The following is a 26122-nucleotide window of genomic DNA, read 5'->3' as shown; positions in this document are numbered from 1 at the left end:
CCATCCCTACCTGGGGGCTCCGCCCCCAGACCCCCGTTCGGCCTGGACGGCCTCGTCCTCAAACGCCGGACGGGCTGGGATGCCTGGCGGGGGTCCAGGGGGCGCAGCGCCCCTGGCGGGGGTTTGGGGGCGGAGCCCCCAAGGATGGGACGGGTAGGGGCGGCGGGGGCGAGAAACCCTTGGCGTCTCCGCAGGACAGGGGATCCCGGCCCAGTAGGGTCAACTCCGTGAGTAACGAAGACATCACGCTGACCGCGGGCGACGCGGAGGTGACCGTCACGCCGGGCAACGGCGGACGGGTCGGGAGTCTGAGGGTCGGCGGCGTCGAACTGCTGCGGCAGGGCGAGAAGTTCGGCTGCTTCCCGATGGCCCCATGGTGCGGAAGAATCCGCGAAGGCCGCTTCCTGGACGGCCCCACCGTCCAGCAAATGCCGCTCAACTCCCCACCGCACGCCATCCACGGCACCGTCCGCGACGGCGCCTGGAACACCGCCCGCACCACCAAGAACGAGGCCGTGATGACGTACGACCTCGTCGACCCCTGGCCCCACTCGGGCCGCGTCACCCAGGCGTTCACCCTGACCGAGGACACCTTCACGCTCACCATGTCCGTGGAGACGTACGAGGACTCCTTCCCCGCCCAGATCGGCTGGCACCCGTGGTTCAACCGGACCCTGGGACAGGACGACCGGGGAGAGGAGAGCGTCCGCCTCGACTTCCACCCCGCCTGGCAGGAGGAGCGGGGCGACGACCACCTGCCCACCGGCCGCCGCGTCGATCCTCGCCCCAGCCCCTGGGACGACTGCTTCGGCATGCCCGACGGAGTCGACGTCACGCTGACCTGGCCCGGACAGCTCGAGCTGGAGGTCGCCAGCCGCGAGGAGTGGGTCGTGGTGTACGACGAGCAGGAGGCCGCGGTGTGCGTGGAGCCGCAGACGGGTCCTCCCAACGGCCTCAACACCCACCCCCGTCTGGTCACCCCCATCGAGCCCCTGGAGGCGACGATGACCTGGAGCTGGCGGCGCCTCTAAGCTTGCGGACATGAGTGACGTACGCGGCGCGCTGCTGCAGCAGATCAAGGACAAGGCCGTGGTGCACGGCAAGGTGACCCTGTCGTCGGGTCTCGAGGCGGACTACTACGTCGACCTGCGCCGCATCACCCTCGACGGCGAAGCCGCGCCGCTCGTCGGTCAGGTGCTGCTCGACCTGACCGCCGAGCTGGACTTCGACGCGGTGGGCGGGCTCACGATGGGCGCCGACCCCGTCGCCGCGGCCATGCTGCACGCCGCCGCCGCGCGCGGAAAGCGCCTCGACGCCTTCGTCGTACGCAAGGCCGCCAAGGCGCACGGCCTGCAGCGTCGCGTCGAGGGCCCGGAGATCAGCGGCCGACGCGTGCTCGTCGTCGAGGACACCTCCACCACCGGCGGTTCCCCGCTCACCGCCGTGGAAGCGGTGCGCGAGGCCGGCGCCGAGGTCGTCGGCGTCGCGACGATCGTCGACCGCGCCACCGGCGCCGCCGAGAAGATCGAGGCGGGCGCCGGGGTGCCGTACCTCTTCGCGTACTCCAAGGACGAGCTCGGCCTGGACTGACGGTTACCGACGAGTCTCGGACACGGTGGCCGAAGCATCGGGTCAAGTCTGGAAAGATGGGGATGACGATGACGTCGCCCCCTAGGTCAGGGCCGTAAGCAGCAGAACGCCACCCGCACATACAAGGAGCGGACAGATGCCCATCGCAACCCCCGAGGTCTACAACGAGATGCTCGACCGGGCGAAGGCAGGCAAGTTCGCCTACCCGGCCATCAACGTGACCTCGTCCCAGACCCTGCACGCTGCGCTGCGCGGCTTCGCGGAGGCGGAGAGCGACGGCATCATCCAGATGTCCACCGGCGGCGCGGAGTTCCTGGGCGGCCAGCACAACAAGGACATGGTGACCGGCGCGGTCGCGCTCGCCGAGTTCGCGCACATCGTCGCCGCCAAGTACGACATCACGGTCGCGCTGCACACGGACCACTGTCCCAAGGACAAGCTGGCCACGTATGTGCGTCCGCTGCTCGACATCTCCGCCGAGCGCGTCGCCAAGGGCGAGAACCCGCTGTTCCAGTCGCACATGTGGGACGGCTCCGCCGAGACCCTCGCCGACAACCTGGCCATCGGCCAGGAACTGCTCGCGAAGGCCGCCGCCGCGAAGATCATCCTCGAGGTCGAGATCACCCCGACCGGTGGCGAGGAGGACGGCGTCAGCCACGAGATCAACGACGAGCTGTACACCACCGTCGACGACGCGCTGCGCACCGCCGAGGCCCTCGGCCTGGGCGAGAGGGGCCGCTACCTGCTCGCCGCCTCCTTCGGCAACGTGCACGGCGTCTACAAGCCCGGCAACGTCGTCCTGCGCCCCGAGCTCCTCAAGGACCTCCAGGCGGGCGTCGGCGCCAAGTACGGCAAGGCGTCCCCGTTCGACTTCGTCTTCCACGGCGGCTCCGGCTCCACCGCCGAGGAGATCGCCACCGCGCTGGAGAACGGCGTCGTGAAGATGAACCTCGACACCGACACCCAGTACGCCTTCACGCGCCCCGTAGCGGACCACATGTTCCGCAACTACGACGGCGTCCTGAAGGTCGACGGCGAGGTCGGCACGAAGTCGAAGTACGACCCGCGCACCTGGGGCAAGCTCGCCGAGGCCGGCATGGCCAAGCGCGTGACCGAGGCGTGCGCGGCGCTGCGTTCCACGGGCACGAAGCTCAAGTAGTCATCCAGGCGTAGTTTCCGGTTCGGGCTCGGCACCCTCGTGGTGCCGGGCCCTTCCGTATGCTGCGAGGTATGGCTGTTCCTCCGCAGGAGAGATCGGGCGAGAAACCGGCCGTACGGATCGCGAGCCCCACGGGCAAGTGGATCCTGCTGACGACTGTCCTCGGCTCCAGCATGGCCATGCTGGACTCGACGGTCGTCAATGTGGCACTGCCACGCATCGGCCGTGACCTGGACGCGAGCCTGGCCGCCCTCCAGTGGACCGTCAACGCGTACATGCTGACCCTCGCGGGCCTGATCCTGCTGGGCGGCTCGCTCGGCGACCGTTTCGGGCGTCGCAAGGTCTTCGTCGTCGGCGTGGTGTGGTTCGCCCTCGCCTCGCTGCTGTGCGGGCTCGCGCCGACCGGGGGCGTGCTGATCGCGGCCCGCGCGTTGCAGGGCATCGGGGGCGCGCTGCTGACGCCCGGTTCGCTGGCGCTCATCCAGGCGTCCTTCCACCCGGACGACCGGGCCAGGGCCGTCGGCCTGTGGTCGGGCCTCGGCGGCGCCGGCGCGGCGGTCGGCCCGTTCCTGGGCGGCTGGCTGGTGGACGGCCCCGGCTGGCGCTGGGTCTTCCTGCTGAACATCCCGGTGGCGCTGGTGTGCGTGCCCATCGCCCTGCGGTACGTCCCCGAGTCGGCTGACGGCCGAGCCCACGGCCGCGGCTTCGACGTGCTCGGCGCGGCCCTCGGCGCGATCTCGCTCGCCCTGGTGACGTACGCCCTGATCGAGGCCCCGAGCGGTGCCGTGCTCGTCCCGGTGACGGCGGTCGCGGGCGTGGTGGCGGGGGTCGCCTTCGTGTACGTCGAGCGGCGCCGCCCGGATCCGATGATGCCGCTCGACATCTTCGCGTCGCGCCAGTTCACGGCGGTCAATCTCGTCACCCTGTGCGTGTACGCGGCCTTCTCCGGCTTCTTCTTCCTGACCGCGCTCCAGCTCCAGGTCGTGTCGGGCTACTCCGCCCTCGGCGCCGGTACGGCACTGCTGCCCACGACCATCCTGATGCTGCTCTTCTCCGCCCGCTCCGGCGAGCTCGCCCAGCGCATCGGCCCGCGCATCCCGCTCACGGTCGGGCCGCTGCTGTGCGCGGCCGGGATGCTGCTGATGGTGCGGGTGGGGCCGGACGCCTCGTACGTCGTCGACGTCCTGCCCGCGCTCCTCGTCATGGGCGCGGGCATGGTGACGCTGGTCGCGCCGCTGACCGCCACCGTCCTCGCCTCCGTGGACACCGCGCGGGCCGGTCTGGCCAGTGGGATCAACAACGCGGCGGCGCGGGCGGCCGGGCTGATCGCCGTGGCCGCGCTGCCGCTGCTGGCCGGGATGGGGCCGGAGGCGTACCTCTCGGCGGACGCCTTCAACGCCGCCTTCCGGCGGGCGATGCCGCTGTGCGCGGGCGTCCTCGTCGTCGGGGCGGCGCTGGCCTTCGCGACCGTACGCCGTCTGCCGCCCGACTGCCGGCACCCCGAGTGCCTTACCCACGGCAGTGTGCTGGCGCCACCGCTGGAGCCCGGGCCGAAGCTTTCGGGCGCGGTGCCGGGTGCGGTGCCGGGTGCGGTGCCAAGGTCGACGCCGGGTTCGCCGCCGGGTCCGGGCAAGTGAGGTTTTCGGCCCAGGGTTCGGATATGTGACGCGGGTTTCAGCTGATCCCGAGCATGCCTTTTCAGCGCCGGGCGGCAATCTTCAGCCTGTCCGGCGACGGAGGACGAGTCCGTCCGGGCCGAAGCGGCGGGCCGGGGACGGCAGCCCCCGGGGGACGCCCACACCCACCCCGGCCGCCACCCCCGCCGACCGGTACCCCACCCCTGCGTACCCCCCGGAGGGATGCCGCAGACTGGAACCCATGACGATTCACGAGAACCTCCTCGGGGGCCCGCCCCCGACCCACCTGCCCGACGACCCGGAGCCGCGCGAGCTCCTCGCGAACGGCACGGCGCCCGCCGATGTCGCCGCCAAGTACCCGACCTCCTCGCTCGCCTGGGCCCAGCTGGCCGACGAGGCGTACGAGCGGGGCAGCGTCGTCGAGTCGTACGCCTACGCGCGTACCGGCTACCACCGGGGCCTGGACGCCCTGCGCCGCAGCGGCTGGAAGGGCCACGGCCCGGTGCCCTGGGAGCACGAGCCGAACCGCGGCTTCCTGCGCGCCCTGCACGCCCTCGCCCGCGCCGCGCAGGCGATCGGCGAGCAGGAGGAGTACCAGCGCTGCAGCCAGTTCCTGAAGGACTCCTCGCCGACGGCGGCGCAGACGCTGGGCTGAGTCCTCGCCGTTCATGCAGGCAATAAGGTCCGCCTGGTCGATGTGACCAGGCGGACCTTGCGCTTTCGGGGGACGATTGCGGAGGATGCCCGATGGGGACCGGGGCCCCCGTGTCGGAATCGGCAGGGGCGGACCGCTACCCGGAGTACGCAACAGGAGACAGCGATGTCCCACCAGGCTCAGCCCGAAGAGGCTTCGGAGCCCGAGACCCCGCATCTCGACTTCGCAGGAACCACCCCGTACGAGGACTACGTCCAGGCGGACGTCCTGACCCACCTCCAGCACACCCGCTCCGACGACCCCGGAGAGATGGTCTTCCTGGTGACCACCCAGGTCATGGAGCTGTGGTTCACGGTCATCGTCCACGAGTGGGAGACCGCGGCGCAGGCCCTGCGTGGCGACGACATCCCGACGGCGGTGGCCGCGCTGAAGCGGTCCGTACGGGAGCTGGAAGCGCTGAACGCGTCCTGGCGCCCGCTGTCGCAGCTCACGCCGGCCCAGTTCAACTCGTACCGCTCCGCCCTCGGCGAGGGCTCCGGCTTCCAGTCCGCGATGTACCGCCGGATGGAGTTCCTGCTCGGCGAGAAGTCCTCGTCCATGCTCGTCCCGCACCGGGGCGCGCCGCGCGTGCACGCCGAGCTGGAGAAGGCCCTGCACGAGCCGAGCCTCTACGACGAGGTGCTGCGGCTGCTGGCACGGCGCGGGCACGCGATCCCGGCGTCCGTGCTGGAGCGGGACGTGTCCGTGCGCTACGCCCCCTCGCCGGAGGTGGAAGAGGTGTGGACGCGCCTGTACGCGGGCGACGAGAGCGACGAACTCGCCCGTCTCGGCGAGGCGCTGACGGACGTCGCCGAGCTGGTGTGGCGCTGGCGCAACGACCATCTCGTCGCCACCCGTCGCGCGATGGGCGCGAAGGCGGGCACGGGCGGCTCCGCCGGGGTGGCCTGGCTCGAGAAGCGCGCGCAGAAGAACGTGTTCCCCGAGCTGTGGACGGCGAGGTCCCATGTCTGAGCTGCGTGATGTCGCCGCCGAGCTGGACGCGGTCGACGAACTCGCCAAGCTGCGCGAGCAGTTCGTACTGGACGACGTGGTGTACCTGGACGGGAACTCGCTCGGCGCGCTGCCGGTGGGTGTCCCCGGGCGGGTCGAGGACGTCGTACGCCGCCAGTGGGGTCAGCTCCGTATCCGTTCCTGGGACGAGAGCGGCTGGTGGACGGCGCCGGAGCGGATCGGCGACCGGATCGCTCCGCTGGTCGGGGCGGCACCCGGCCAGATCGTGGTGGGCGATTCGACGAGCGTGAACGTCTTCAAGGCGCTGGTGGGGGCGGTGCGCCTGGCCGGTGAGGGCCGGGACGAGATCGTCGTCGACGCGACGACGTTCCCGACGGACGGATACATCGCGGAGTCCGCGGCCCGCCTGACGGGCTGCGAGCTGCGTCCGCTGGAACCGTCGGAGGTGCCGGGTGCGGTGGGCTCCCGTACGGCGGCGGTCCTGCTGAACCACGTCGACTACCGCACGGGCCGCCTGCACGACCTCCCGTCCCTGACGTCCGCGATCCACGACGCGGGCGCGCTGGCGGTCTGGGACCTGTGCCACAGCGCGGGCGCCCTGCCGGTGGGCCTCGACGCCCACGGGGTCGATCTGGCGGTCGGCTGCACGTACAAGTACCTGAACGGGGGGCCGGGCTCACCCGCGTACCTCTACGTCCGCGCCGCCCTGCAGGACCGCTTCGACTCCCCGCTCCCCGGCTGGAACTCCCACGCGGACCCCTTCGGCATGAGCCCGTCGTACGCCCCCGCTCCGGGCGCGCTGCGGGGCCGTGTGGGCACGCCGGACATCCTGTCGATGCTGGCCCTGGAAGCCGCTCTGGAGGTGTGGGAGGGCGTCTCGATCGACTCGGTCCGCACCAAGTCGCTCGCCCTCACCGACTTCTTCCTGGAGTGCGTCTCGGCGTATGCCCCCGAGGGCCGCGTGGAGTCCGTGACTCCCTCCGCCCACGAGGAGCGGGGCAGCCAGGTCGCCCTGCGGTGCGCGGACGCCGGCGAGGTGATGCGACGCCTGATCGAACGGGGCGTCGTGGGCGACTTCCGCCACCCCGACATCCTGCGCTTCGGCTTCACCCCGCTGTACGTGGGATTCGGGGACGTGGAGCGCGCGGCGAGGGTGCTGGGGGAGACGCTGACGTAGGGGTTCTCGGCCCTCTGGACCCGGTCCTCGCCCTTCAGCCCGTCCGGCGTTTGAGGACGAGCCCTTCGGGCCATGGCGGGGGTCCAGGGGGCGCAGCGCCCCTGGCGGGGGTCTGGGGGCGGAGCCCCCAGGAACGGATGATGGGGGTCCCCCCTGCTCGAGCGAAGCCGAGAGCTTGGGGGAGGGTAGGGGCGGCGGGGGCGAAACCCACCCCGGAGGGGACCACCCCGGCACACCGTCGTCCTACCGTTGCCCCCTCACCGAGCGTGACATCCGCGTGTAGACGCACGTCACGGGCCTGATACCGTCCCCGCCAACGGCCGAATATCTCCCCTGGTCCGCCAAATCCTTTTCACCGCAGAGAGGTTGGAGCATGCCGGACGACGCCGCGGCACGGGACGCCGCCGAAGAGGCCTCGGCCTTCTCTCACCCGCCCGTCGACCCCGACGCCACCGCCGCGTACGGCGACCACCCCGACCAGGTGATCGACTTCTACACCCCGCGCGAGCCGGACCCGGACGTCCCCGCCCCGCTCGTGATCGTCCTGCACGGCGGCGCCTGGCGCGCCCCGTACGACCGCCGGCACATCACCCCGTTCGCGGACTTCCTGGCCCGCCGCGGCTTCGCCGTGGCCAACGTCGAGTACCGCCGGGGCGCCACGATCCCCGCACAGGGCGGCAAGGGCCCGGTCGCGGGCCGCTGGCCGGACACGTTCGACGACATCGCGGCCGCGCTCGACGCGCTGCCCGCACTCGTACGCGAGAACCTGCCGCAGGCAGACCTCCGCCGTACGGTGATCACCGGCCACTCCGCGGGCGGCCACCTCGCCCTGTGGGCCGCCGCGCGCCATGTCCTGCCCGCCGACGCCCCCTGGCGCACCGACCGCCCCGCCCCGCTGCGCGGCGTCGTCGCCCTCGCCCCGATCGCGGACTTCCGGGTCGCCGAGAAGCTGGATGTCTGCTCCGGGGCGTCCGGCCAACTCCTCGGCGGCGAGGGCAAGTTCGCGGAACGCCAGCCGTACGCCGACCCCGCGTTCCTCCTCCCCACCGGTATCGCCACGACCCTCGTGCAGGGCCGCACCGACGTGGTCGTGCCCCAGGCGGTGGCCGAGTCGTACGCCGACGCGGCGGCGAGGGCGGGTGAGGTGGTCGGCCTGACACTCCTCGATGGCGTCGGCCACTTCCCCCTGATCGACCCGGCGGCGGACGCGTGCGCGGTCGTGGCGGAGGAGATCGCCCAACTGGCCTGGTAGTCATACTGAGCCCCGGTGTCTCTCGGCCGCCCCCTAGGGATACCCGTAGTACCTGAGAGGGATCCGGCAGGACCCTCTCACTGGTGACGACCACGACCCACTCGACGGCCTACCGTTTTGAACGTGACCGAGACGACCCAGACGCAGATGACGCCGCCGGGCGGGGCCAAGCCACGCAGCCCGGAGTTCCGGCTGGCCGCGGACGCCTTGCGCGGGCTGCGGCAGGACCTGTTCCACGACGCCTTCGCCTACCGTCCGCTGCCGCGGATGCGGGTGGACGGCCCGCTCACCCGACGCCTGCCCGAGGGGCTGAGGCAGTACGCGGCCTGGACCCCGCACGCGGCGGTGGCGGCGGGCGGCCTGCTGGCGATGGTCGCGGCCTACGTCTACGCCGACGGTGACGGCACGGGCAATTTCGGGGCGCTGCTGTGTGCCCTCCTCGCGCTGTTCCCGGTCCTGCTGACCTTGGTCCGGCCGGTCGGTGCCTTCTGGTTCTCGCTCGCGGCGACACCCGTCGCCGCCGTGTTCAGCAGCTCCTGGAGCGAATGGCCATGGCTGCCGGGCAGCTTCATCGCCCACGTGACGGTGCTGACGGTCGTGGCGCTGCGGACGCGCCCCCGCATCGCCGCATGGATGTGGGTGCTGACCGCGGTGTACGGGGTGATCGTCGAGACGTTCTTCGGATCGGGCCGCTACTACGGCACCAATACGGTGTCGCTGCTGTTCCTCTCCGCCCTGGCCCTCCTGGTCGTCACTGTCCTGCACATACGCCGCGAGGCGGAGCAGGAGGTGACCGCCCACCAGTCGGAGACGGCGCAGGAGCGTTCCAAGCGCACCCTCCTCGAGGAGCGCACGACGATCGCCCGCGAGCTGCACGACGTGGTCGCCCACCACATGTCGGTGGTCGCCATCCAGGCGGAGGCCGCCCCCTACCGGGTGGAGAACCCGCCGCCGGAGCTGGAGCAGGCCTTCGTCACCATCCGGGAGAACGCGGTGGCGGCGCTCACCGAGCTGCGCCGCGTCCTCGGGGTCGTGCGGGCCGAGGACTACGAGGCTCCGGACGCCCCGCAGCCCACCCTCGCCGACCTCGACGCGCTCCTCGCCAATGTGCGGGACGCGGGCCTGACCGTCGAGAAGGCGGTCACGGGCGCGGTGCGTGAACTCCCGCAGGGCGTCGAGCTGTCGGCGTACCGCATAGTCCAGGAAGCGCTGAGCAACACCCTGCGGCACGCGCCGGGCGCGACGGCCCGCGTGGAGATCGGCTACGTCCTCGGCGGGCTCGGCCTGCGCATAGTCAACGACCCCGCGCCGGCCACCACGCTGGTGAAGTCCACCCACGGCGCGGGGCACGGCATCACCGGCATGCGCGAGCGGGTCACGATGCTGGACGGAGAGATGACAGCGGGCGAGACGGACGACGGGGGATACGAGGTGGCGGTGTTTCTGCCGGTGCCGACGGTGGAGGAAACCGGATGACGAACGGCACCATCCGCGTCCTGATAGCCGATGACCAGGTGATGGTCCGCGAGGGCTTCTCCGTGCTGCTGGGCGCCATGCCGGACATCGAGGTGGTCGGCGAGGCGGTCAACGGCCGGGACGCGGTCGAGCGGGTCCGCGAGCTCGGCCCGGACGTCGTGCTGATGGACATCCGTATGCCGGAGATGAACGGCATCGAGGCGACCCGGGAGATCGTCGCCGCGGACAGCGCCGCGAAGGTGCTGGTCCTGACGACGTTCGACCTCGACGAGTACGTGTACCAGGCGCTGCGCGCGGGAGCCTCCGGGTTCCTGCTCAAGGACGCCTCGGCGCGCCAGCTCGCCGACGGGGTGAGGGTGGTGGCGGCCGGGGAAGCGCTGCTCGCGCCCTCCGTCACCAAGCGGCTGATCACCGAGTTCTCCAAGCTCGCGGAGGCCCCTCGGCTCTCCGCCACGGCACATGCGGCCTACGGTGACCTGACCGAGCGCGAGACGGAGGTGCTGGTCCTCATCGCACAAGGTCTGTCGAACGCGGAGATCGCCGCGCGGCTGTTCGTCGCCGAGTCCACGATCAAGACCCATGTGAGCCGCATCCTGGTGAAGCTGGGACTGCGGGACCGTACGCAGGCGGCGGTGTTCGCCTACGAGGCGCGGCTGATCACCCCCAGATGACGACAGGGCCCTGGGGGGAGGGGACGGACGGGGGCCCGCCCGCCGAGACACCCCTGTTCAGCGGGGCCGAGTCGGGCTAGCGTCCGCCCATGGCACCGTCGCACACCTCGCAGTCCCCTCTGACCTTCGATCCCTGGAACCCGGAGTTCGTGGCGAACCCGTACCCCGCGTACGCGGAGCTGCGCGAGCGCGGTCGGGTGGTCCACTACGAGCCCACCGACCAGTGGCTGATCCCGCACCACGCGGACGTGTCGGCGCTGCTGCGGGACCGGCGCCTGGGCCGGACGTACCAGCACCGCTTCACGCACGAGGACTTCGGCCGGACGGCACCCCCGCCCGAGCACGAGCCGTTCCACGTCCTCAACGACCACGGGATGCTCGACCTGGAGCCGCCGGACCACACGCGGATCCGACGGCTGGTGTCGAAGGCGTTCACGCCGCGCACGGTGGAGCAGCTCAAGCCGTATGTGCACGGTCTGGCGAACGAGCTGGTGGCCGGCCTGGTCGAGGCGGGCGGCGGTGACCTGCTGACGGACGTGGCGGAGCCGCTCCCGGTGGCCGTGATCGCCGAGATGCTGGGCATCCCGGAGTCGGACCGCGCCCAGCTTCGCCCCTGGTCGGCGGACATCTGCGGGATGTACGAGTTGAGTCCGTCGGAGGAGACGGCGGCGAAGGCGGTCCGGGCGTCGGTCGAGTTCACGGAGTATCTCCAGAAGCTGATCGAGGCCCGTCGCAAGGAGCCGGGCGACGACCTGATCTCGGGCCTGATCACGGCGTACGACGAGGGTGACCGCCTCACCGAGCAAGAGATGATCTCGACCTGTGTGCTGCTGCTGAACGCCGGCCACGAGGCCACGGTCAACGCGACGGTGAACGGCTGGTGGGCCCTGTTCCGCAACCCGGACCAACTGTCGGCCCTGCGCGCGGATCACTCCCTGATCCCGTCCGCCGTGGAAGAGCTGATGCGTTACGACACCCCGCTCCAGCTCTTCGAGCGCTGGGTCCTGGACGAGATCGAGATCGACGGCACGGTGATCCCGAGGGGCGCGGAAATCGCGATGCTCTTCGGCTCCGCCAACCACGACCCGGAGGTCTTCGAGAACCCCGGACAACTGGACCTGACCCGCAAGGACAACCCGCACATCTCCTTCTCGGCGGGCATCCACTACTGCATCGGCGCACCGCTGGCGAGGATCGAGCTGGCGGCGTCCATGGGCGCGCTGCTGGAGCGGGCGCCGATGCTGGCGCCGGCGGCGGAGCCGACTCGGAAGCCGAACTTCGTGATCAGGGGACTGGAGGGCCTGAGCGTCGAAGTCGGGTGATCACGGGGTCACGGGTCTGGGGAATCCTGGAGTACGTAGAGACGTACGACGTCGTCTGTCGCTTCCCACCACCCCGCAGGGCTGGGCGGGATGCGCACGGCCGGCTGCCAGCACTCTTCGTCGGGTAGGAGCAGGGGCGTCCGGCCCGGCGAGGGGAAGCGCTGTGTCCGTCTGCGCCAGCGCCGCCAGCGTGCCTCGCGTGGGTTCGGCATGCTCCAGACATACGGGTCCGGAACGCGCGGCGCCTGGGTGACGGTGACGGCCGGGGGGTTCGGTGCCGCGTGCGGGCCTGGCTTCTGTGGACGGGGTAACAGTACGGTGACCAGCTTGGCGGCCAGCCGGGCGATGGGGTTGCCCATGTCACGGCTCCTGGTGGGAGGTTGGCGGGCCCTCTGGCATAGGAAAGGTGGCCCACCCGCGCTTGGTGAACCGGCGTAAGTCGTAACCCCATTGCTCGGCCAGCGCGGCGACCACGGCCAACCCCCGTCCGTCCTCGTCCTGTTGGTCGGCGGAGCGCCGGGCCGGAACCCTCTCCTTGTCGGGATCGGACACCTCAAGCAGCAGATGGTCATCCCGGAGGGACAAGGACACCTCGACCAGGGCGAACGCGACCTGACAGTGCCGCACGGCGTTGGTGACCAACTCCGTGGCCACAAGGGCGACGTCGAGGGAGAGGTCGCCGGGGATGCCCCAGTCCGCCAGCACTTTGCGGATCTGGGCGCGGGCGTCGGGGACGTTTCTCGTGTGCTTGGGGATGCGAAAGGTGGTGGCTCGGTGGGGCTGATGGAGCTGCGCTGAGGCGGGTTCGGGCATGGCGGTGTACCCCTGACGCTCGGTCACGTTCACGCCGTACAGCGGCGCGTGCACTGAGGCTAGGGCTCGAATTCCCACTCGTGCAACAGGATCTGATGCACACGTGCATGAGTTACCGCTATCGTGTGACGTGGCCTACAAGAGCCTGTCGAGCGGGCAGACTTGGCAGTCCGAGTGGTCAGGAGAGGGAGGCGGCGACATGCCCGCAGGTGGGAAGCCGACTGTGCGCAGCAGGCGGTTCGGCCGCAAGATGCAGCGCCACAGGACCAGCGCCGGGTTCGATCAGGCGCAGGCGGCTGCCTTCATCTACGGATCGCGATCCAAGATCAGCCGCATGGAAGACGGCATCACCACCGCGAAACCTGCGGAAGTCCTCCTGCTCCTGGACAGGTACGGAGTTGACGACGAGAAGGAACGCGAGCACCTTGTGTGGCTCGCGAAGAACAGTGGTCACCGTGGCTGGTGGCTCGAACATGCCGCGCACCTGCGGCCGGACTACCTCGACCACATCGCGCTGGAGGACGACGCGACGTACATCCGGGAGTGGCAGCCGGTCCTGATGCCGGGACTGCTGCAAACTCCGGCCTATGCGGAGGCGGTTATCGTGGCGACTCCTCACTACATCGCTCCTGACCGGGTCGCCCAGTTGGTGAAGGTGCGCGAGGGGCGGCAGGTAAAGATCGGGGATGACGGAGCGACGTACGCCGCCATCCTCTGGGAAGCGGTCATCGCACACCCGTTGGTGAGCGTCGAGATTCACCGGGAACAGCTGTCCGCGATTCTTGAGGCCGGGAAGCGGAAGAACGTGACCGTGCAGGTGCTGCCGTTCAGCGCGGGAGCCGTGGCGGGCTCCACGTATGCCTTCTCGTCCTTCAGCTTCGACTCCGAGCCGACCGTCGAAGCCGTAACCCTGGAGAACCTGCGGGGTACTTCGGTCCTTGAGGCTCCCGAGGATCTCGCTGCTTACGCCAACGCGTACGACGAACTACGATCGGCAGCACTGGCACCGGACGCAAGTGCGCGACTGATCCGGAGCGCACTGCGAAGCAGCAAGGAAGACGCATCGTGACCGAGGTCGTAAGCACCTTCCGGAAGTCGTCGTACTCCGCAGGGGAGGGCAACTGCGTCGAGGTTGCCGCCACAACCACCGGCGGCCGTGCCGTACGGGACAGCAAGCAGCAGGGCGGGCCCTTGCTCGCTGTCTCCCGTGAAGGCTGGCACGCGTTCGTCACCGGCGCGCGGGCCGACGAGTTCGGCCGCGTCACCCGGGGCTGACCCTACGCGGGTGCGTGAGCGCGCACCATGAGCGTGCCCAGGTTTCCCGGTTCCGGGGCCTTGAGTACCTGCGTGTCAATGTCGGTGAAGCCGTGTCGCTTCAGGATGTCCGCCCACATCTCGGGGGCGTACTGCCAGCGAAGTACGGTCAGCTCGCGCTCGCGACCTTCGAGCCACTTGCCCCGCATCTGCTGAGGGCCGTAGGAACCGGTGACCGGTTCGGCCTGGGAGAACGCGAAGACCCCGCCGGGGGTCAGTCGCTTGAAGACGCACGGGAACAGGTCCTCGGGGTCCGTGAACCACACCGCACCCCATACCGAATAGATCGCGTCGTACTCCGCAGGGGCCGATGAGAGGTAGGCGCATGCCTCGCCTTGGATGAAGGACAGCCCAGGAGCGTCTTTCCACCAGGCGCGGGCCCGCTCGACCTGGACGGGGGAGAAATCGACGCCGGTCACGTCGACGCCCCGGCGGGCCAGGTGGGCGGCCTCCTTGCCCTCCGCCGGCCCGAGTTCCAGCGCGCGGCGGGGACTGCCGAGGACTTCGGTCCCGGGCCCGTGCCCGGGATACTGCGTCCAGTCGAACCGGTCGGCCTGCGGCGCCGGTTGGGTGCCCCCGCCTTTGTAGGGCTTGTACCTGTCCCAGTACTCGGCCGGTGTCATGGGCGCGTGGGGCATGAAGCTCCTCGGGAGGGTGGAGTGACCGGTATCCCTTGAGCGGGACACCGTATCGGGACTCTCTCCCGCGCGTGAGTGAATGGCAGCACTTCACCGGGATGCGCACGCGAAGAGGTCCGGGAGCGTCTGTGACGCCCCCGGACCCGACCGCTTGAGATCAGTGGCAGTTCGCCCCCGGACTGCACGGCCCGCACTTGCCGTAGTCCCGTTCCCAGAGCTTCCAGTCCACGTCGAAGCCCGCGTCCGCGATGATCTGCGCGGTGCGCTCCACGGAGCCGTCGTACTTGAACTCGATCTCCGGGATGTGCTCCAGGAACTTGCCGTCGAAGTGCTCCGCGCAGAACTCGCGGTAGTTCCTGGTGTCCAGGATGAAGACGTGGACCGCCAGGTCGACCAGACGACCGCAGCACATCTCCAGTTCCTGTCCCCACTTCTCCATGGCCGTGATCAGGTACGAGACCGCCGCGCCGAACAGCCGGTTGGCCATCACCTCGTCCACGGGGTGATCTCGCATCAGGAGCTGGATCTCCCGGTCCCACACGTTGCGCTTCACGTAGTCCCGGGGGTCTCGGACCTTGGTCTCCACTGCTGCCATCACGCTGCCCTCCATTGCGTCGTCGGGGCCTGCCACCCAGAGCAGGCCCGCATTCGAAGGACACCGTCGGACGGCGACGGGCAGTGATCAACTGTCTTGTCTTGCACGCCATTTGCAGGTCCTGCACGCGCCATCGACGCCCCTTCGCTCGCTCGCTACCGTGGATTAGCCCGGCCCCGGCGATGGGGTCTCCCCTGGTCGAGCGAAGCCGAGAGCTTGGGGAAGGGAGGCGCGTTGCGCCCATGGACCCGCTGTGGAGTTCCACCAAGGCCCGTACGCTCGTCGACCACCAAGATCCCGGAGGGCTCATCCGCATGGGCCGAGTCGGCCGGGGATGGCGGCAAGCCGACCTCGGGGCACGCCTTGGCTGCTCCGCCTCCACCGTCTCCCGGATGGAGCAACGCGGCAGCAGAACGGCTGACTTGCGCCTTCTGCGTCGGGCTGCCCAAGAGGTCGGCGTGCCGCCGCACGTCTTGGGTGCGGCACTCGGATTGAACCTGCTCCAAGCCACTAGAGTGGCGGCCGATGGTCCACGTTGCGCCAAGGAGGACCCCATGCGCCGCCGGACACTGCTTGCGGCCGCCGGGCTGGCGGCCCCTGCCCAGCTTCTCGCCGGCGTGGACGACGCCTTAGCGATCACACCTGCCCCGACCGGCTCGGCCGTACCACTCGATACCCGCCTGGCGTGGGCACGATCCCTCTTCGATGCGGGCAGGCACGCCGACCTTCTCAAAGCGCTGCCGGGGCTCCTTGCCGACGCCCACGATGCCGCCCGGTCCCGGAACGACCTCGCCCACGCGCGGCTTTCGTCTTGCTACAGCCTGGCCGCCCGGCTCCTCGTCAAGATTGGCCGTTACGACCGGGCGCGGCTCACCGCGGACCGCGCCACCGTCTATGCGGAGCTCTCCGGCTCCCCGCTGGCCGCCGCCGCTGCCGCCCGGGAACTGAGTATCGTCCTGCGCCACCAGGACCAGCCCGGGGCCGCTCAGCACCTGATCCTTAGCGCTGCCGCCCAGGTCGAGGCCACCGGGCTGACGACCCCGGCCCAGTCAGCTGCCTACGCCCAGATGCTGTGCACCACCTCGTACACGGCGGCGCGGGCCGGGGACCGGGACCAGGCGCTGACCATGATCCGCGCGGCGTCTCGAGCCGCGCGCGATCTCCCGCAGCAAGTCCCGGCAGGCCGTTTGTTCCCCATCACGCCGGCAGCCGTCGATCTCTACGAGGTCGGCGTTCACTGGGCGCTGGGTGACGCTGGGGCTGCCCTCAAGACAGGTCGGGCGCTGCACCCGGACCAGTTCCCCACCGCAGAGCGCAAGGGGCGGATGCATACCGATCTCGGCCGTGCGTGGTGGCAGTGGGGCAAACCGGAGCAGACCGCCCACGAGTTGCTTTCCGCCGTCCGCATCTCCCCCGGAGAGGTCCTCGACCGCCCGGCAATCCGTCAGATCGTCAGCGACCTGTCCTCACGGCATCCGCGAGTGAGCGGTGTCCGCGAGCTGGCTGCGGCGACCAGCGTCCGCAGCTGAGCGTCGGCCGTCTCAGAGCGACGGCTGACGCGCGACAGGGCCTATTCGGGTCAGCTGTCGCTGTCTTCCCCATAGAGGCTGTCGTTTTGTAGGGCCTTCCATACATAAGGACGCTGTTGGCGAATCCGCTGCAGGGGATCCTTCTCGGAAACCGCCAACACTTTTGCGCAAAGTGTTGGCGGTTTCCGGCACCCATGGGGTGGGGGAGACACCGCCGACCAGATTCGCCAACAGCATCTGCATACGCTGCGGGCCTCGCCCCCGGTTTCCGGCAGGCGCTCCGAGCGACTGGTTCACAGCCGCGGTATCTGCTCGAATCGCTGCCAGCCGCCGGGATCACCGGATGGGGATGTCGTTGCGGGTGCTTCAGCGCACGTACAACGTCACCTGGCGGATGGTTAGGCGGGCTCTGGACGGTCAGTGGCCGCAGCCGCGGGAGAAGCAGCGGCGCATGGTCGAGCCCGGCGCCGGTGGGTCGGCGACAGCACGGCGAGATCAGCCGTTGCCGACTTCCTGCGCCACGCGCTCCAGTCGGTGCCGGTGGTTCGCCCACCATGCCTGATCTCCTGGTGGCATGTTGTCGTTGCCCTTCAAGTACCCGACAGTTCCGTCGATGAGCTCTCGCACAATGTCGGCGTGGTCGGCATGCCGCTGGGTATCGGAGATCACGCGTACCAGGATGTGGTGCAGTGTCACCTCTCGCCGTTCCTCCGGCCACCACGGGACGTGACCGATCGCGTCAAGCGTCAGCGTCGCAATCGTGCTGTTGGAGTGCTCCCACGCCTGGTGATACAGCCCAACGATCTCTTTGCGTGCCTCATCCGCAGTGGCCCACATGTCCGCGTTGGCTTCTGTGTCCTCCGTATACCACCAGGGCGGCGGGGGTCGAGGTGACCTCGCACGACGCGGACACCCACCGGCGTCACCGTGAGGAGAAGCCCCTCGGTTACGCCGACGCCGGGATCCCGTACTACCTGCTGATCGACCGTGACGACTGCTCGGTCACTCTGTACGGCGATCCGGCCCCGGGTGTCGGGTACCGCAGTACCGACAAGAAGCCCTTCGGTGCGAAGCTCTCACTCCCGGAGCCCATCGGCATCGAGCTCGACACCGAAGAACTCAAGCAGTACGCCGACTGACCGCGCCGGACGGACGCCTACCGTCGTGACCCGAGCCGGTCCGCCACCGCCCATACGGCCAGGGCCGCGGCCGTCCCGCCGATGACGAAGAGCGGCAACTCGGCGTAGAGCAAAGACCAGTTGGGCCCCGCCTCGAACTCGTGCCATCGCCCCCGTGCCCGCACGAACCACACCGCGAGCCCGGCCCCCGCCCCGGCGAAGACGACCAGACACCCGCCGGCTGCTTGCAAACGTTGCCCCATGCCCCCAGGGACGCGTCGTCCCACCCGGCGGTTGCCGGAAGTCTCACGCCCCCACGTCCCGCCGTCGCAACCCCGTGAGCCCGGCCGCCACCAGCGCCACCGCGATCCCCGTCAGAAGAACCACCGGCGTCCACGCCATCTCCCCGCCCGGCAGCTTCGGGAGGTGCCCGAAGGGGGAGAGGTTCATGACGGACCGGGGGATGTTCAGGGCGGGCCCGATCCAGCCCAGCAGGAGGGCGAGGCCCGCCGCGCCCCAAGCGCCCGGGGCCAGTTGGGGCGAGAGCCCGTACAGCAGGACGGCCAGTGCGCCCAGGGTCCAGATCGCCGGGACCTGGACCAGACAGGCACCGAGGACCGGGCCGAACTCGTCGCCGTAACCGAGCGCCAGTCCCAGCCCGCCCAGCAGCATGATCAGGACCGCGCCACCGAAGGCGATGACGAGGTGGCCGGAGGCCCACCGCAGCCGGCCGACCGCGTTCGCGAGCACCGGTTCGGCGCGCTGGGAGGTCTCCTCGCCGTGCAGCCGCAGCACGGACGAGACGACGTACAGCGCGGCGACCATCCCCAGCATGCCGACCATCGCGGCGAGGAACGCGTCGGTGATCCCGGACTGCCCGCCCATCCGTTCGATGATCTCGCGGGTCTTGTCGTTGTCGCCGACGAGATCCGCCGCCCCCTTCGTCATCCCGCCGAAGGCGGCCCCGGCCGCGAGGAACCCGAGGCTCCAGCCGAGCACGGCGCCCCGCTGCAACCGCCAGGCCAGCGCCCAGGCGGTGCCCAGCCGCCCCACCGCCGGACCGGGCCGGGTCGGCAGGAAGCTCATGCCGACGTCGCGCCGCCCGGCGAGCTCGTAGGCGACCGCGCCCTGCACCACGACCGCCGCGATGAACAGCAGCAGCACCCACCAGCGTTCGTCCGCGAAGGAGCGGAGGTTCTCCAGCCAGCCGATGGGAGAGATCCAGGTGAGCGGTGAGGAGCCGTCCGTCGTCGACGAGTCGCCGGCCGCCTTCAGGACGAAGGCCGCGCCGAGCAGTCCGCCGGTCAGGCCCTTCGCGAGCCGCGCGCTCTCCGTGAACTGCGCGACGATCGCCGCCATCGTGGCGAAGACCATGCCGACACCCGCCGTGCCGAGCCCCAGCACCAGCGCCCCGGCGCCGCCCTGCCCGGCGAGCCCGCCCGCGATCAGCAGCCCGAGCACGCCGTTGGCGACGAGCGCCGCCAGCAGCGCCGAGGTCAGCGGGGCCCGACGCCCCACCACCCCCGTCGAGATGAGTTCCTGGCGTCCGCTCTCCTCCTCGTCCCGGGTGTGCCGTACGACGATGAGCAGGCTCATGATCGCGGCGAAGAGTCCGGCGTAGGCGCCGATGCGCCAGGCCGTGAGTCCGCCGAGCGAGTCGCTGAACACGGGGCCGTACGTGGCGCGTAGCGAGCTGTTGGTGAGCATCTGCTCGGCGACGTCGGCGCGTTCGGCGGCGGTGCTGTAGACGGTCTTCAGCGAGTTGGGCATCGAGAGCACCATCAGACCGATGACGCCCACCCACAGCGGGATCATCACCCGGTCCCGGCGCAGCGCGAACCTCAGCAGCGTGCCCGTACCGGCGAGTTGACGCGTCCCGCCGTGCCGAGAGGCGAACCGGGTGTCGGCGGCCAGGGCGGTCATCGCGCCATCGCCTCCGTGCGTACGTCGTCCTGGTAGTGCCGCAGGAACAGCTCCTCCAGGGTGGGCGGGGTCGAGGTCAGGGACCGTACGCCCGAGTCGGTCAGCGAGCGCAGTACGGCGTCCAGCTTGTCGGTGTCGACCTGGAGCTTGACCCGCCGCCCCTGTACGTCGAGATCGTGCACGCCGGGCAGATGCGACAACCCGTTGGGCGGGCCGGCGAGTTCGGCGGTGACGCTGGTACGGGTCAGATGGCGCAGTTGGGCGAGTGAACCGCTCTCCACCGTCCGGCCCTTGCGGATGATGCTGACCCGGTCGCACAGCTCCTCGACCTCGCTGAGGATGTGCGAGGAGAGAAGGATGGTCCGGCCGCGGTCGCGCTCCTCCTCGACGCAGCTCTGGAAGACCTCCTCCATCAGCGGGTCGAGGCCGGAGGTCGGTTCGTCCAGGATCAGCAGGTCGACGTCGGAGGCGAAGGCGGCGACGAGGGCGACCTTCTGGCGGTTGCCCTTGGAGTACGTGCGGCCCTTCTTGGTGGGGTCCAGCTCGAACCGTTCGACGAGGTCCGCCCGGCGTGCCGGGTCGAGTCCGCCGCGCAGCCGCCCGTACAGGTCGATGACCTCGCCGCCGGACAGGTTGCGCCACAGCGTCACATCGCCGGGCACGTAGGCGACCCGGCGGTGCAGCTCCACCGCGTCCGCCCAGGGATCCCGGCCCAGCAGCTGCACCGCACCCGAGTCGGCGCGCAGCAGGCCGAGCAGGACGCGGATGGTGGTGGACTTCCCGGCGCCGTTCGGGCCGAGGAAGCCGTGCACCTCACCGGTCTCGACGTCCAGGTCGAGTCCGTCCAGTGCATGTGTCTTACCGAACGACTTGTGCAGTCCGGAGACGGTGATTGCCTTCGTCATGATTTAGAACGTACGCGTGCTTCACAAATTTGTGAAGTTAAGGAAACGTAAAAACGCCGGATACACTAGAGGGCGGTGCGCGAGCAGGGGAGATGATCCAGGGATGACCCAACCCACTGGGGCGGCGCGGGACTCGGAAGCGGTCTCCAAGTTCGTCGAAGGCTTCGCGGCACAGCTGGTCCAGGCGGGGATGCAGCGGATGGCGGCCCGCGTCTTCGCGGCGCTGCTCGCCTCCGACGCGGGCACCATGACCTCCGCCGAGCTCGGCGAGCAGTTGCGGATCAGTCCGGCCGCGGTCTCCGGCGCGGTGCGTTATCTCGCGCAGCAGCACATGGTCTCGCGTGAGCGCGAACCCGGCTCACGGCGCGAGCGCTACCGCGTGCACAGCGACCAGTGGTACGAGGCCCTGACCAACCGCGAGGCGGTCCTCAAGCGCTGGGAGTACGCCCTGCGCGAGGGTGTCGAGAGCCTGGGACGCGACACCCCGGCGGGACGCCGCATCGCCGAGACCCTCGCCTTCTTCGAGTTCATCGACGGCGAGATCGCCAAGATGATGGACCGCTGGCGCGTCCATCGGGAGAAGGTCTTCGGCGAGGACTGAGGCGTGAGGCGTGAGGCGTGCGACGGGACTTACTCGTCGGCCCCCGGGGAGGGCTCGACAGGTTGCCCCACTTGCGAGGGCCAAGCCGGCCGGTACCGCGCCACGAACTCGTCGAAGTCGTCGCACAGGTAGGCCGGATCCGCCGGTTTCAGCCGCAGCTGGTGCCGGTCGTCCGCCCACCACACCTCGAACGAGGTGACGGTGCCTTCCGCGGGCCATCGTTCGGCCGGTTGGGGAAGGATGGCCATGTCGACGAAGCCGCCCACCTCAAGCCCGACGTCCACGAAGATGCCGATGGCCCCGGGCCGGGGAACCCGCACGACGGTGCCGGTGAGGACCTGTCCGAAGCGCAGTCCGCTTCGTATCCGCGTCCATTCGGCGTCACTGACCATCCGCGCATCCTCGCACGGGGCGCCCGCCATGGCGCCTGCCCCGTGCACTTCTCCGATGGAAGCGGGGACTACCGCTCCTTCGTCTCCTCCAGCACCGTCCGCCCCAGCAGCGCGTACCGCTCCGGAGCCCGGCGCTTCAGGTACGTCGCGTACGCCACGCCGCCGACCGCGATCAGGGCGACGATCCAGGGGGTGGCCTTCAGTACGAGGGAGTCGGACTCCGTACCCGCCGCGGCCCCCATGTTGGACACCAGCAGGACCACCACGCCGAGCATCGCGAGGCCGCCGAGGAGCGGGGCGGTGAAGGTCTTGAACCAGTGCCTGCTCTCGGGGTGGTGGGTGCGGAAGTAGGCGAGGACCGCGAAGGAGCAGACGGCCTGCACGACGAGGATGGCCATCGTGCCGAGGATGGCGAGCAGGACGTACGTGCCGGTGTACGGGTCCTTGCCGGCGATCCAGAAGGCGCCGATCAGGACGGCGCTGACGACCGTCTGGACGAGGCCCGCGATGTGCGGGGAGCCGTGCTTGGGGTGTGTACGGCCGATCGTGCGCTGGAGTGACGGGAGTACGCCCTCACGGCCCAGCGCGTACATGTAACGGGCCGCGCAGTTGTGGAAGGCCATGCCGCAGGCCAGCGAGCCGGTGATCATCAGCCACTGCATGACGTCGACGGCCCAGTGGCCGACGTAGCGCTCGGTGGGGTTGAAGAACAATGCCAGCGGGTTCGCCGAAGAAGCAGCGTTCACGGCCTCCGCCTCGCCGTTGCCGGTGATGGCCATCCAGGAGACGAAGACGTAGAAGACGCCGACGCCCAGGACGCTGATCATCGTCGCCTTGGGGATGATCTTCTTCGGATCGCGGGACTCCTCGCCGTACATCGCGGTGGACTCGAAGCCGACCCAGGACCAGAAGGCGAAGAAGAGGCCGAGCCCGGCGCTGGTGCCCTGGAAGGCGTTGACCGGGTTGACCGGGCCGAAGGTGAAGCCGTTCGGGCCGCCGCCGTGCAGGGCGACGGAGATCGCCATGGCGGCCAGGATCGTCACCTCGGTGGCCAGCAGCACGACGAGCAGCTTCTCGGCGACCGTCACCCCGAACCACGTACCCGTGGCGTTGACGGCCAGCATCAGGATCGCGAAGGCCCACCAGGGGACGTCAAGTCCTGTCTGGTCGTTGAGGGTTGTGGTGGCGAAGGTCGAGAAGATGCCGATCAGGGCCGGCTCGAACACGACGTACGCGAAGGTCGCCAGGAGGCCCGAGGCGAGACCGGCGGTGCGGCCGAGGCCGTAGGAGATGAAGCCGTAGAAGGCTCCGGTGGAGGTGATGTGCTTCGCCATCGAGGTGAAGCCGACCGCAAAGATCGCCAGGACGACCATTGCGACGAGATAGCTCGCCGGGGCGCCGATGCCGTTTCCGGCAGAGACCATGAAGGGCACGTTGCCCGTCATGGCGGTGATCGGGGCGGCCGTGGCGATGGCCATGAAGACCACACCGAGCAACCCGATCGCGTTCGGCTTCAGCCGGTGGACGACCCCTCCGTCCGCGTCCGCCGCGCCCGGCGCCTCAGGGGCCACGCCCTCTTGTACTGCCATCAGGTGGCCCCTTTCCGCATGTGCTCAGTCGGTGATCGGTGGTGTGCGACGAGCCGGAATCCTGCTGGCCGAATGAGTCGTCTCGCCGGTCGGAGCGTTAAATGCTTGTCAACCAGACCTTTAGGTCGGCGCGGGAACGAACGTCTGCGTTAACTCTCCGGCCGGACGTGGACCGGCCCCCGCACCCCTCCGTACGGTCGCCGGGAGGAACCCGAACGTAGATCGATGGAGATCGACGGAGGCCGACGGAGGCCGACGGGGATCGATGGAGGCCGACGGAGACGCATGACCACCTACACCGCCACCCTCGGCGGCCGGACCCACCGGTTCGACGGACTGGCCCGGCTGCTCGCCGCCGCGAGCCCCGAGCGTTCCGGCGACCGCCTCGCCGGGCTCGCCGCCGAGTCCGCGCAGGCGCGCGTCGCCGCGCGGTGGGCACTCGCCGAGGTCCCGCTCGCGCGGTTCCTCGCCGAGCCGGTGATCCCGTACGAGGACGACGACGTGACCCGGCTCATCATGGACAGCCATGACGCCGTGGCCTTCGCCCCCGTGGCCGGGCTCAGCGTGGGGGAGTTCCGCGAGTGGCTGCTGTCCACGGCGGCGGACGCGACAGCGCTCGCCGCGCTGGCCCCCGGGCTGACGCCCGAGATGGTGGCCGCGGTGTCCAAGCTGATGGGCAACGCGGACCTGGTGGCCGTCGCCCGCAAGGTACGGGTCGTCACCGCCTTCCGCTCCACGATCGGCCTGCCGGGACGCCTGGCGACCCGACTCCAGCCCAACCACCCCACCGACGACCCGGCGGGCGTGGCGGCCGCCCTGCTCGACGGCCTGCTCCTCGGCTCGGGCGACGCGGTCATCGGCATCAACCCGGCGACGGACAGCCCGAAGGCGGTACGGGACCTGCTGGAGCTCCTGGACGGCGTGATCCAGCGCTACGCGATCCCCACCCAGTCCTGCGTTCTGTGCCACGTCACGACGAGCATCGACCTCATGGAACGCGGCGCCCCTGTCGACCTCGTCTTCCAGTCCATCGCCGGTACGCAGGCCGCGAACGCCTCCTTCGGCGTCACGCTCGGCCTGCTCGACGAGGCGTACGAGGCGGCGGGCGCGCTGGGCAGGGGGACGGTAGGTTCCAACGCCCTGTACTTCGAGACCGGCCAGGGCAGCGCGCTGTCCGCCGACGCGCACCACGGGGTGGACCAGCAGACGGTGGAGGCACGGGCGTACGCGGTCGCCCGCCGCTACGACCCGCTGCTCGTGAACACGGTCGTCGGCTTCATCGGCCCCGAGTACCTGTACGACGGCCGCCAGATCCTCCGCGCCGCCCTGGAGGACCACTTCTGCGGCAAACTCCTCGGCCTCCCAATGGGCCTCGACATCTGCTACACCAACCACGCCGACGCCGATGACGACGACATCGCCACGATGCTCACCGTGCTCGGCGTCGCCGGAGCCTCCTTCGTCATCTGCACACCGGGCGGCGACGACATCATGCTCAACTACCAATCGGCCTCCTATCACGACGCGTTGTACCTCCGCGAGGTGCTCGGGCTGCGGCCCGCACCGGAGTTCGAGGCGTGGCTGGAGCGGAGCGGACTACTGGACAACGGGGGCGGGATACGGGACGTGGCGGGTACGGGGCATCCGTTGACGGCGATCGGGCGGGGTTTGGCGGCATGACGGAACGTCAACTGGTGAGAGAGGCCGGGGAGTCGGACGCCGACCTCTGGAATTCCCTGCGCCGGCACACCCAGGCCCGTATCGGGCTCGGGCGGGCGGGCTCGGCGTTGCCCACGCGGCACCGGCTGGAGCTGCAGGCCGCGCACGCCGCCGCGCGGGACGCGGTGCACTCACCCTTCGACCCGGACGTGGTGGCGTCCGCGCTGACGGGTGTGCCGACGATACGGGTGCGCAGTGCCGCTCCCGACCGGCTCACGTATCTGCAGCGCCCCGACCTCGGACGCCGGTTGCACGACATCGACCGGGCGCATCTGCCGCGCGGCGGCTGGGACGTGGTGTTCGTGGTCGCCGACGGGCTGTCCAGCCGGGCGGTGCACGAGCATGCGGCGGCGGTGGTCCGCGCGACGACGGACCGGCTCCCGCCGGACTGGCAGGTGGCCCCGGTGGTCCTCGCCGAACAGGCCCGGGTGGCTCTGGGCGACGACATCGCGCACGCGCTGGGTGCCGCCATGGCCGTTGTCCTCATCGGGGAGCGGCCCGGCATGTCCGCCGCGGACTCGCTGGGCGCGTACCTGACCTACGAGCCCCGCCCGGGCCATACCACGGACGCCGACCGTAACTGTCTCTCCAACATCCGCCCGCCGTTGGGCCTGACCCATGAGGCGGCTGCCGCCAAGCTGACGGAGCTGACGCGGCGGGCGCGGGAGCTCGGTCGTACGGGGGTGGCTTTGAAGGACGAGTCGGGGGACGGGGTGCTGCCGCCGACGTAGTTTCCTCGCCCCCGCCGCCCCTACCCGTCCCATCCGTACTTGGGGGCTCCGCCCCCAGACCCCCGTTCGGCCTGAACGGCCTCGTCCTCAAACGCCGGACGGGCTGGATGCCCCGGGCGGGCTTGAAGGTTCAGCTGAGGGCTTGGCGGTTCGGTCGACGGGCTTGGTGGTTTTGGTGCCGGGTGGCGATCTTCAGCCCGTCCGGCGTTTGAGCACGAGCCCTTCGGGCGAGCGGGGGTCCAGGGGGCGGCAGCCCCTTGGCGGGGTCCGGGGCGGAGCCCCGGGAGGATGGGACGGGTAGGGGC

The 26122-nt window shown here is 70.2% G+C and carries 27 protein-coding genes and 1 pseudogene; 18 read left to right on the top strand and 10 right to left on the bottom strand.

The features are described 5' to 3' along the window. The first annotated feature begins 227 nt into the window (after positions 1-227). From ACX28W_RS41415 to ACX28W_RS41365, 11 genes are all read left to right on the top strand, one after another. Positions 228-1031 carry an aldose epimerase family protein gene (locus ACX28W_RS41415; RefSeq protein ID WP_459005287.1) on the top strand — a complete coding sequence of 268 codons (804 nt, stop codon included), beginning with the start codon at positions 228-230 and terminating at the stop codon, positions 1029-1031. A gap of 10 nt (positions 1032-1041) precedes the next feature. Further along, positions 1042-1590 (top strand): orotate phosphoribosyltransferase, encoded by a 549-nt coding sequence (gene pyrE, locus ACX28W_RS41410; protein WP_459005286.1) that lies wholly within the window; start codon positions 1042-1044, stop codon positions 1588-1590. A 136-nt stretch (positions 1591-1726) separates the two neighbouring features. Beyond that, positions 1727-2749, top strand: a complete 1023-nt coding sequence (gene fbaA / locus ACX28W_RS41405) for a class II fructose-bisphosphate aldolase (protein ID WP_459005285.1) — start codon at positions 1727-1729, stop codon at positions 2747-2749. Between the two features lie 71 nt (positions 2750-2820). After that, positions 2821-4386: an MFS transporter gene (locus ACX28W_RS41400; protein ID WP_459005284.1), complete on the top strand. Its 1566-nt coding sequence runs from the start codon at positions 2821-2823 to the stop codon at positions 4384-4386. Between the two features lie 241 nt (positions 4387-4627). Beyond that, positions 4628-5041 carry a DUF3151 domain-containing protein gene (locus ACX28W_RS41395; RefSeq protein ID WP_362069203.1) on the top strand — a complete coding sequence of 138 codons (414 nt, stop codon included), beginning with the start codon at positions 4628-4630 and terminating at the stop codon, positions 5039-5041. Between the two features lie 165 nt (positions 5042-5206). Beyond that, positions 5207-6052, top strand: a complete 846-nt coding sequence (locus ACX28W_RS41390) for a tryptophan 2,3-dioxygenase family protein (protein WP_459005283.1) — start codon at positions 5207-5209, stop codon at positions 6050-6052. Then, positions 6045-7229, top strand: coding sequence for a kynureninase (gene kynU / locus ACX28W_RS41385; protein ID WP_459005282.1), 1185 nt, complete (start codon positions 6045-6047; stop codon positions 7227-7229). The genes ACX28W_RS41390 and kynU overlap by 8 nt, the downstream gene beginning before the upstream one ends. A gap of 373 nt (positions 7230-7602) precedes the next feature. Continuing rightward, positions 7603-8481, top strand: coding sequence for an alpha/beta hydrolase (locus ACX28W_RS41380; RefSeq protein ID WP_459005281.1), 879 nt, complete (start codon positions 7603-7605; stop codon positions 8479-8481). Positions 8482-8604: 123 nt separating this feature from the next. Then, positions 8605-9957 carry a sensor histidine kinase gene (locus ACX28W_RS41375; RefSeq protein ID WP_459005280.1) on the top strand — a complete coding sequence of 451 codons (1353 nt, stop codon included), beginning with the start codon at positions 8605-8607 and terminating at the stop codon, positions 9955-9957. Next, a complete protein-coding gene (locus ACX28W_RS41370) occupies positions 9954-10628 on the top strand; it encodes a response regulator (protein WP_459005279.1) in 675 nt (224 codons plus the stop codon). Before ACX28W_RS41375 ends, ACX28W_RS41370 begins: the two co-directional genes overlap by 4 nt. Positions 10629-10717: 89 nt before the next feature. Continuing rightward, complete coding sequence (locus ACX28W_RS41365; RefSeq protein ID WP_459005278.1) at positions 10718-11950, top strand: cytochrome P450; 1233 nt, start codon at positions 10718-10720, stop codon at positions 11948-11950. Positions 11951-11958: 8 nt separating this feature from the next. Here ACX28W_RS41365 and ACX28W_RS41360 read toward each other — a convergent pair whose 3' ends face one another. Together ACX28W_RS41360 and ACX28W_RS41355 are read right to left on the bottom strand one after the other, a co-directional pair. Continuing rightward, positions 11959-12309, bottom strand: coding sequence for a hypothetical protein (locus ACX28W_RS41360; RefSeq protein ID WP_459005277.1), 351 nt, complete (start codon positions 12307-12309; stop codon positions 11959-11961). A 1-nt stretch (position 12310) separates the two neighbouring features. Continuing rightward, the gene (locus ACX28W_RS41355; protein WP_459005276.1) at positions 12311-12790 is read right to left on the bottom strand and encodes an ATP-binding protein; all 480 of its coding nucleotides are present in this window, start codon (positions 12788-12790) and stop codon (positions 12311-12313) included. A 172-nt stretch (positions 12791-12962) separates the two neighbouring features. Between ACX28W_RS41355 and ACX28W_RS41350 the strand changes: the two genes are divergently transcribed. Then, positions 12963-13832: a helix-turn-helix domain-containing protein gene (locus ACX28W_RS41350; protein ID WP_459005275.1), complete on the top strand. Its 870-nt coding sequence runs from the start codon at positions 12963-12965 to the stop codon at positions 13830-13832. Further along, positions 13829-14038, top strand: coding sequence for a DUF397 domain-containing protein (locus tag ACX28W_RS41345; protein WP_459005274.1), 210 nt, complete (start codon positions 13829-13831; stop codon positions 14036-14038). Before ACX28W_RS41350 ends, ACX28W_RS41345 begins: the two co-directional genes overlap by 4 nt. Before the next feature lie 2 nt (positions 14039-14040). On the opposite strand, the gene ACX28W_RS41340 is transcribed toward ACX28W_RS41345, so the two are convergent. Together ACX28W_RS41340 and ACX28W_RS41335 are read right to left on the bottom strand one after the other, a co-directional pair. After that, entirely contained in the window at positions 14041-14715 is a 675-nt protein-coding gene (locus ACX28W_RS41340; RefSeq protein WP_459005273.1) for a class I SAM-dependent methyltransferase, read from the bottom strand. Positions 14716-14872: 157 nt separating this feature from the next. Next, a complete protein-coding gene (locus ACX28W_RS41335; RefSeq protein WP_459005272.1) occupies positions 14873-15310 on the bottom strand; it encodes a glycine-rich domain-containing protein in 438 nt (145 codons plus the stop codon). 242 nt (positions 15311-15552) lie between these two features. On the opposite strand from ACX28W_RS41335, the gene ACX28W_RS41330 reads away from it, so the two are divergent. After that, complete coding sequence (locus tag ACX28W_RS41330; RefSeq protein ID WP_459005271.1) at positions 15553-16839, top strand: helix-turn-helix domain-containing protein; 1287 nt, start codon at positions 15553-15555, stop codon at positions 16837-16839. Positions 16840-17334: 495 nt separating this feature from the next. On the opposite strand, the pseudogene ACX28W_RS41325 reads toward ACX28W_RS41330, so the two are convergent. Beyond that, positions 17335-17721, bottom strand: a pseudogene (locus tag ACX28W_RS41325) (mycothiol transferase); the annotation flags it as partial. Between the two features lie 8 nt (positions 17722-17729). Here ACX28W_RS41325 and ACX28W_RS41320 point away from each other — a divergent pair. Next, positions 17730-17978 carry a Uma2 family endonuclease gene (locus ACX28W_RS41320; protein WP_459005270.1) on the top strand — a complete coding sequence of 83 codons (249 nt, stop codon included), beginning with the start codon at positions 17730-17732 and terminating at the stop codon, positions 17976-17978. A gap of 17 nt (positions 17979-17995) precedes the next feature. On the opposite strand, the gene ACX28W_RS41315 is transcribed toward ACX28W_RS41320, so the two are convergent. Genes ACX28W_RS41315 through ACX28W_RS41305 form a run of 3 tightly spaced genes read right to left on the bottom strand, consistent with a single transcriptional unit; the run spans position 17996 to position 20785 of the window. Beyond that, entirely contained in the window at positions 17996-18220 is a 225-nt protein-coding gene (locus ACX28W_RS41315; protein ID WP_459005269.1) for a hypothetical protein, read from the bottom strand. A gap of 43 nt (positions 18221-18263) precedes the next feature. Continuing rightward, the gene (locus tag ACX28W_RS41310; RefSeq protein ID WP_459005268.1) at positions 18264-19880 is read right to left on the bottom strand and encodes an ABC transporter permease; all 1617 of its coding nucleotides are present in this window, start codon (positions 19878-19880) and stop codon (positions 18264-18266) included. Beyond that, the gene (locus tag ACX28W_RS41305; protein WP_459005267.1) at positions 19877-20785 is read right to left on the bottom strand and encodes an ABC transporter ATP-binding protein; all 909 of its coding nucleotides are present in this window, start codon (positions 20783-20785) and stop codon (positions 19877-19879) included. Before ACX28W_RS41305 ends, ACX28W_RS41310 begins: the two co-directional genes overlap by 4 nt. A 103-nt stretch (positions 20786-20888) precedes the next feature. On the opposite strand from ACX28W_RS41305, the gene ACX28W_RS41300 reads away from it, so the two are divergent. Further along, positions 20889-21386, top strand: a complete 498-nt coding sequence (locus ACX28W_RS41300) for a GbsR/MarR family transcriptional regulator (RefSeq protein ID WP_459005266.1) — start codon at positions 20889-20891, stop codon at positions 21384-21386. Between the two features lie 29 nt (positions 21387-21415). Here ACX28W_RS41300 and ACX28W_RS41295 read toward each other — a convergent pair whose 3' ends face one another. Then, entirely contained in the window at positions 21416-21778 is a 363-nt protein-coding gene (locus ACX28W_RS41295; RefSeq protein WP_459005265.1) for a hypothetical protein, read from the bottom strand. Between the two features lie 68 nt (positions 21779-21846). Then, a complete protein-coding gene (locus tag ACX28W_RS41290) occupies positions 21847-23367 on the bottom strand; it encodes an APC family permease (RefSeq protein ID WP_459005264.1) in 1521 nt (506 codons plus the stop codon). Positions 23368-23652: 285 nt separating this feature from the next. On the opposite strand from ACX28W_RS41290, the gene ACX28W_RS41285 reads away from it, so the two are divergent. Together ACX28W_RS41285 and eutC are read left to right on the top strand one after the other, a co-directional pair. Next, entirely contained in the window at positions 23653-25047 is a 1395-nt protein-coding gene (locus tag ACX28W_RS41285; protein ID WP_459005263.1) for an ethanolamine ammonia-lyase subunit EutB, read from the top strand. Continuing rightward, entirely contained in the window at positions 25044-25817 is a 774-nt protein-coding gene (gene eutC, locus ACX28W_RS41280; protein WP_459005262.1) for an ethanolamine ammonia-lyase subunit EutC, read from the top strand. Before ACX28W_RS41285 ends, eutC begins: the two co-directional genes overlap by 4 nt. The last annotated feature ends 305 nt before the right edge of the window (positions 25818-26122 follow it).

The sequence above is a fragment of the Streptomyces sp. SD15 genome, from assembly GCF_054462255.1.
The sequence above is the reverse complement of the archived record's forward strand: the minus strand, read 5'-3'. Positions and strand labels throughout refer to the sequence as shown.

Bases quoted from the DNA above. Each gene is read 5' to 3' on its own strand.
- ACX28W_RS41310 (WP_459005268.1), bottom strand. From the start codon at position 19,880: ATGACCGCCCTGGCCGCCGACACCCGGTTCGCCTCTCGGCACGGCGGG.
- ACX28W_RS41315 (WP_459005269.1), bottom strand. From the start codon at position 18,220: ATGGGGCAACGTTTGCAAGCAGCCGGCGGGTGTCTGGTCGTCTTCGCC.
- ACX28W_RS41335 (WP_459005272.1), bottom strand. From the start codon at position 15,310: ATGGCAGCAGTGGAGACCAAGGTCCGAGACCCCCGGGACTACGTGAAG.
- kynU (WP_459005282.1), top strand. From the start codon at position 6,045: ATGTCTGAGCTGCGTGATGTCGCCGCCGAGCTGGACGCGGTCGACGAA.
- ACX28W_RS41365 (WP_459005278.1), top strand. From the start codon at position 10,718: ATGGCACCGTCGCACACCTCGCAGTCCCCTCTGACCTTCGATCCCTGG.
- ACX28W_RS41380 (WP_459005281.1), top strand. From the start codon at position 7,603: ATGCCGGACGACGCCGCGGCACGGGACGCCGCCGAAGAGGCCTCGGCC.
- ACX28W_RS41350 (WP_459005275.1), top strand. From the start codon at position 12,963: ATGCCCGCAGGTGGGAAGCCGACTGTGCGCAGCAGGCGGTTCGGCCGC.
- ACX28W_RS41370 (WP_459005279.1), top strand. From the start codon at position 9,954: ATGACGAACGGCACCATCCGCGTCCTGATAGCCGATGACCAGGTGATG.
- ACX28W_RS41395 (WP_362069203.1), top strand. From the start codon at position 4,628: ATGACGATTCACGAGAACCTCCTCGGGGGCCCGCCCCCGACCCACCTG.
- ACX28W_RS41330 (WP_459005271.1), top strand. From the start codon at position 15,553: ATGGACCCGCTGTGGAGTTCCACCAAGGCCCGTACGCTCGTCGACCAC.
- pyrE (WP_459005286.1), top strand. From the start codon at position 1,042: ATGAGTGACGTACGCGGCGCGCTGCTGCAGCAGATCAAGGACAAGGCC.
- ACX28W_RS41295 (WP_459005265.1), bottom strand. From the start codon at position 21,778: ATGGTCAGTGACGCCGAATGGACGCGGATACGAAGCGGACTGCGCTTC.
- ACX28W_RS41400 (WP_459005284.1), top strand. From the start codon at position 2,821: ATGGCTGTTCCTCCGCAGGAGAGATCGGGCGAGAAACCGGCCGTACGG.
- ACX28W_RS41300 (WP_459005266.1), top strand. From the start codon at position 20,889: ATGACCCAACCCACTGGGGCGGCGCGGGACTCGGAAGCGGTCTCCAAG.
- eutC (WP_459005262.1), top strand. From the start codon at position 25,044: ATGACGGAACGTCAACTGGTGAGAGAGGCCGGGGAGTCGGACGCCGAC.
- ACX28W_RS41390 (WP_459005283.1), top strand. From the start codon at position 5,207: ATGTCCCACCAGGCTCAGCCCGAAGAGGCTTCGGAGCCCGAGACCCCG.
- ACX28W_RS41305 (WP_459005267.1), bottom strand. From the start codon at position 20,785: ATGACGAAGGCAATCACCGTCTCCGGACTGCACAAGTCGTTCGGTAAG.
- ACX28W_RS41360 (WP_459005277.1), bottom strand. From the start codon at position 12,309: ATGGGCAACCCCATCGCCCGGCTGGCCGCCAAGCTGGTCACCGTACTG.
- fbaA (WP_459005285.1), top strand. From the start codon at position 1,727: ATGCCCATCGCAACCCCCGAGGTCTACAACGAGATGCTCGACCGGGCG.
- ACX28W_RS41285 (WP_459005263.1), top strand. From the start codon at position 23,653: ATGACCACCTACACCGCCACCCTCGGCGGCCGGACCCACCGGTTCGAC.
- ACX28W_RS41290 (WP_459005264.1), bottom strand. From the start codon at position 23,367: ATGGCAGTACAAGAGGGCGTGGCCCCTGAGGCGCCGGGCGCGGCGGAC.
- ACX28W_RS41340 (WP_459005273.1), bottom strand. From the start codon at position 14,715: ATGCCCCACGCGCCCATGACACCGGCCGAGTACTGGGACAGGTACAAG.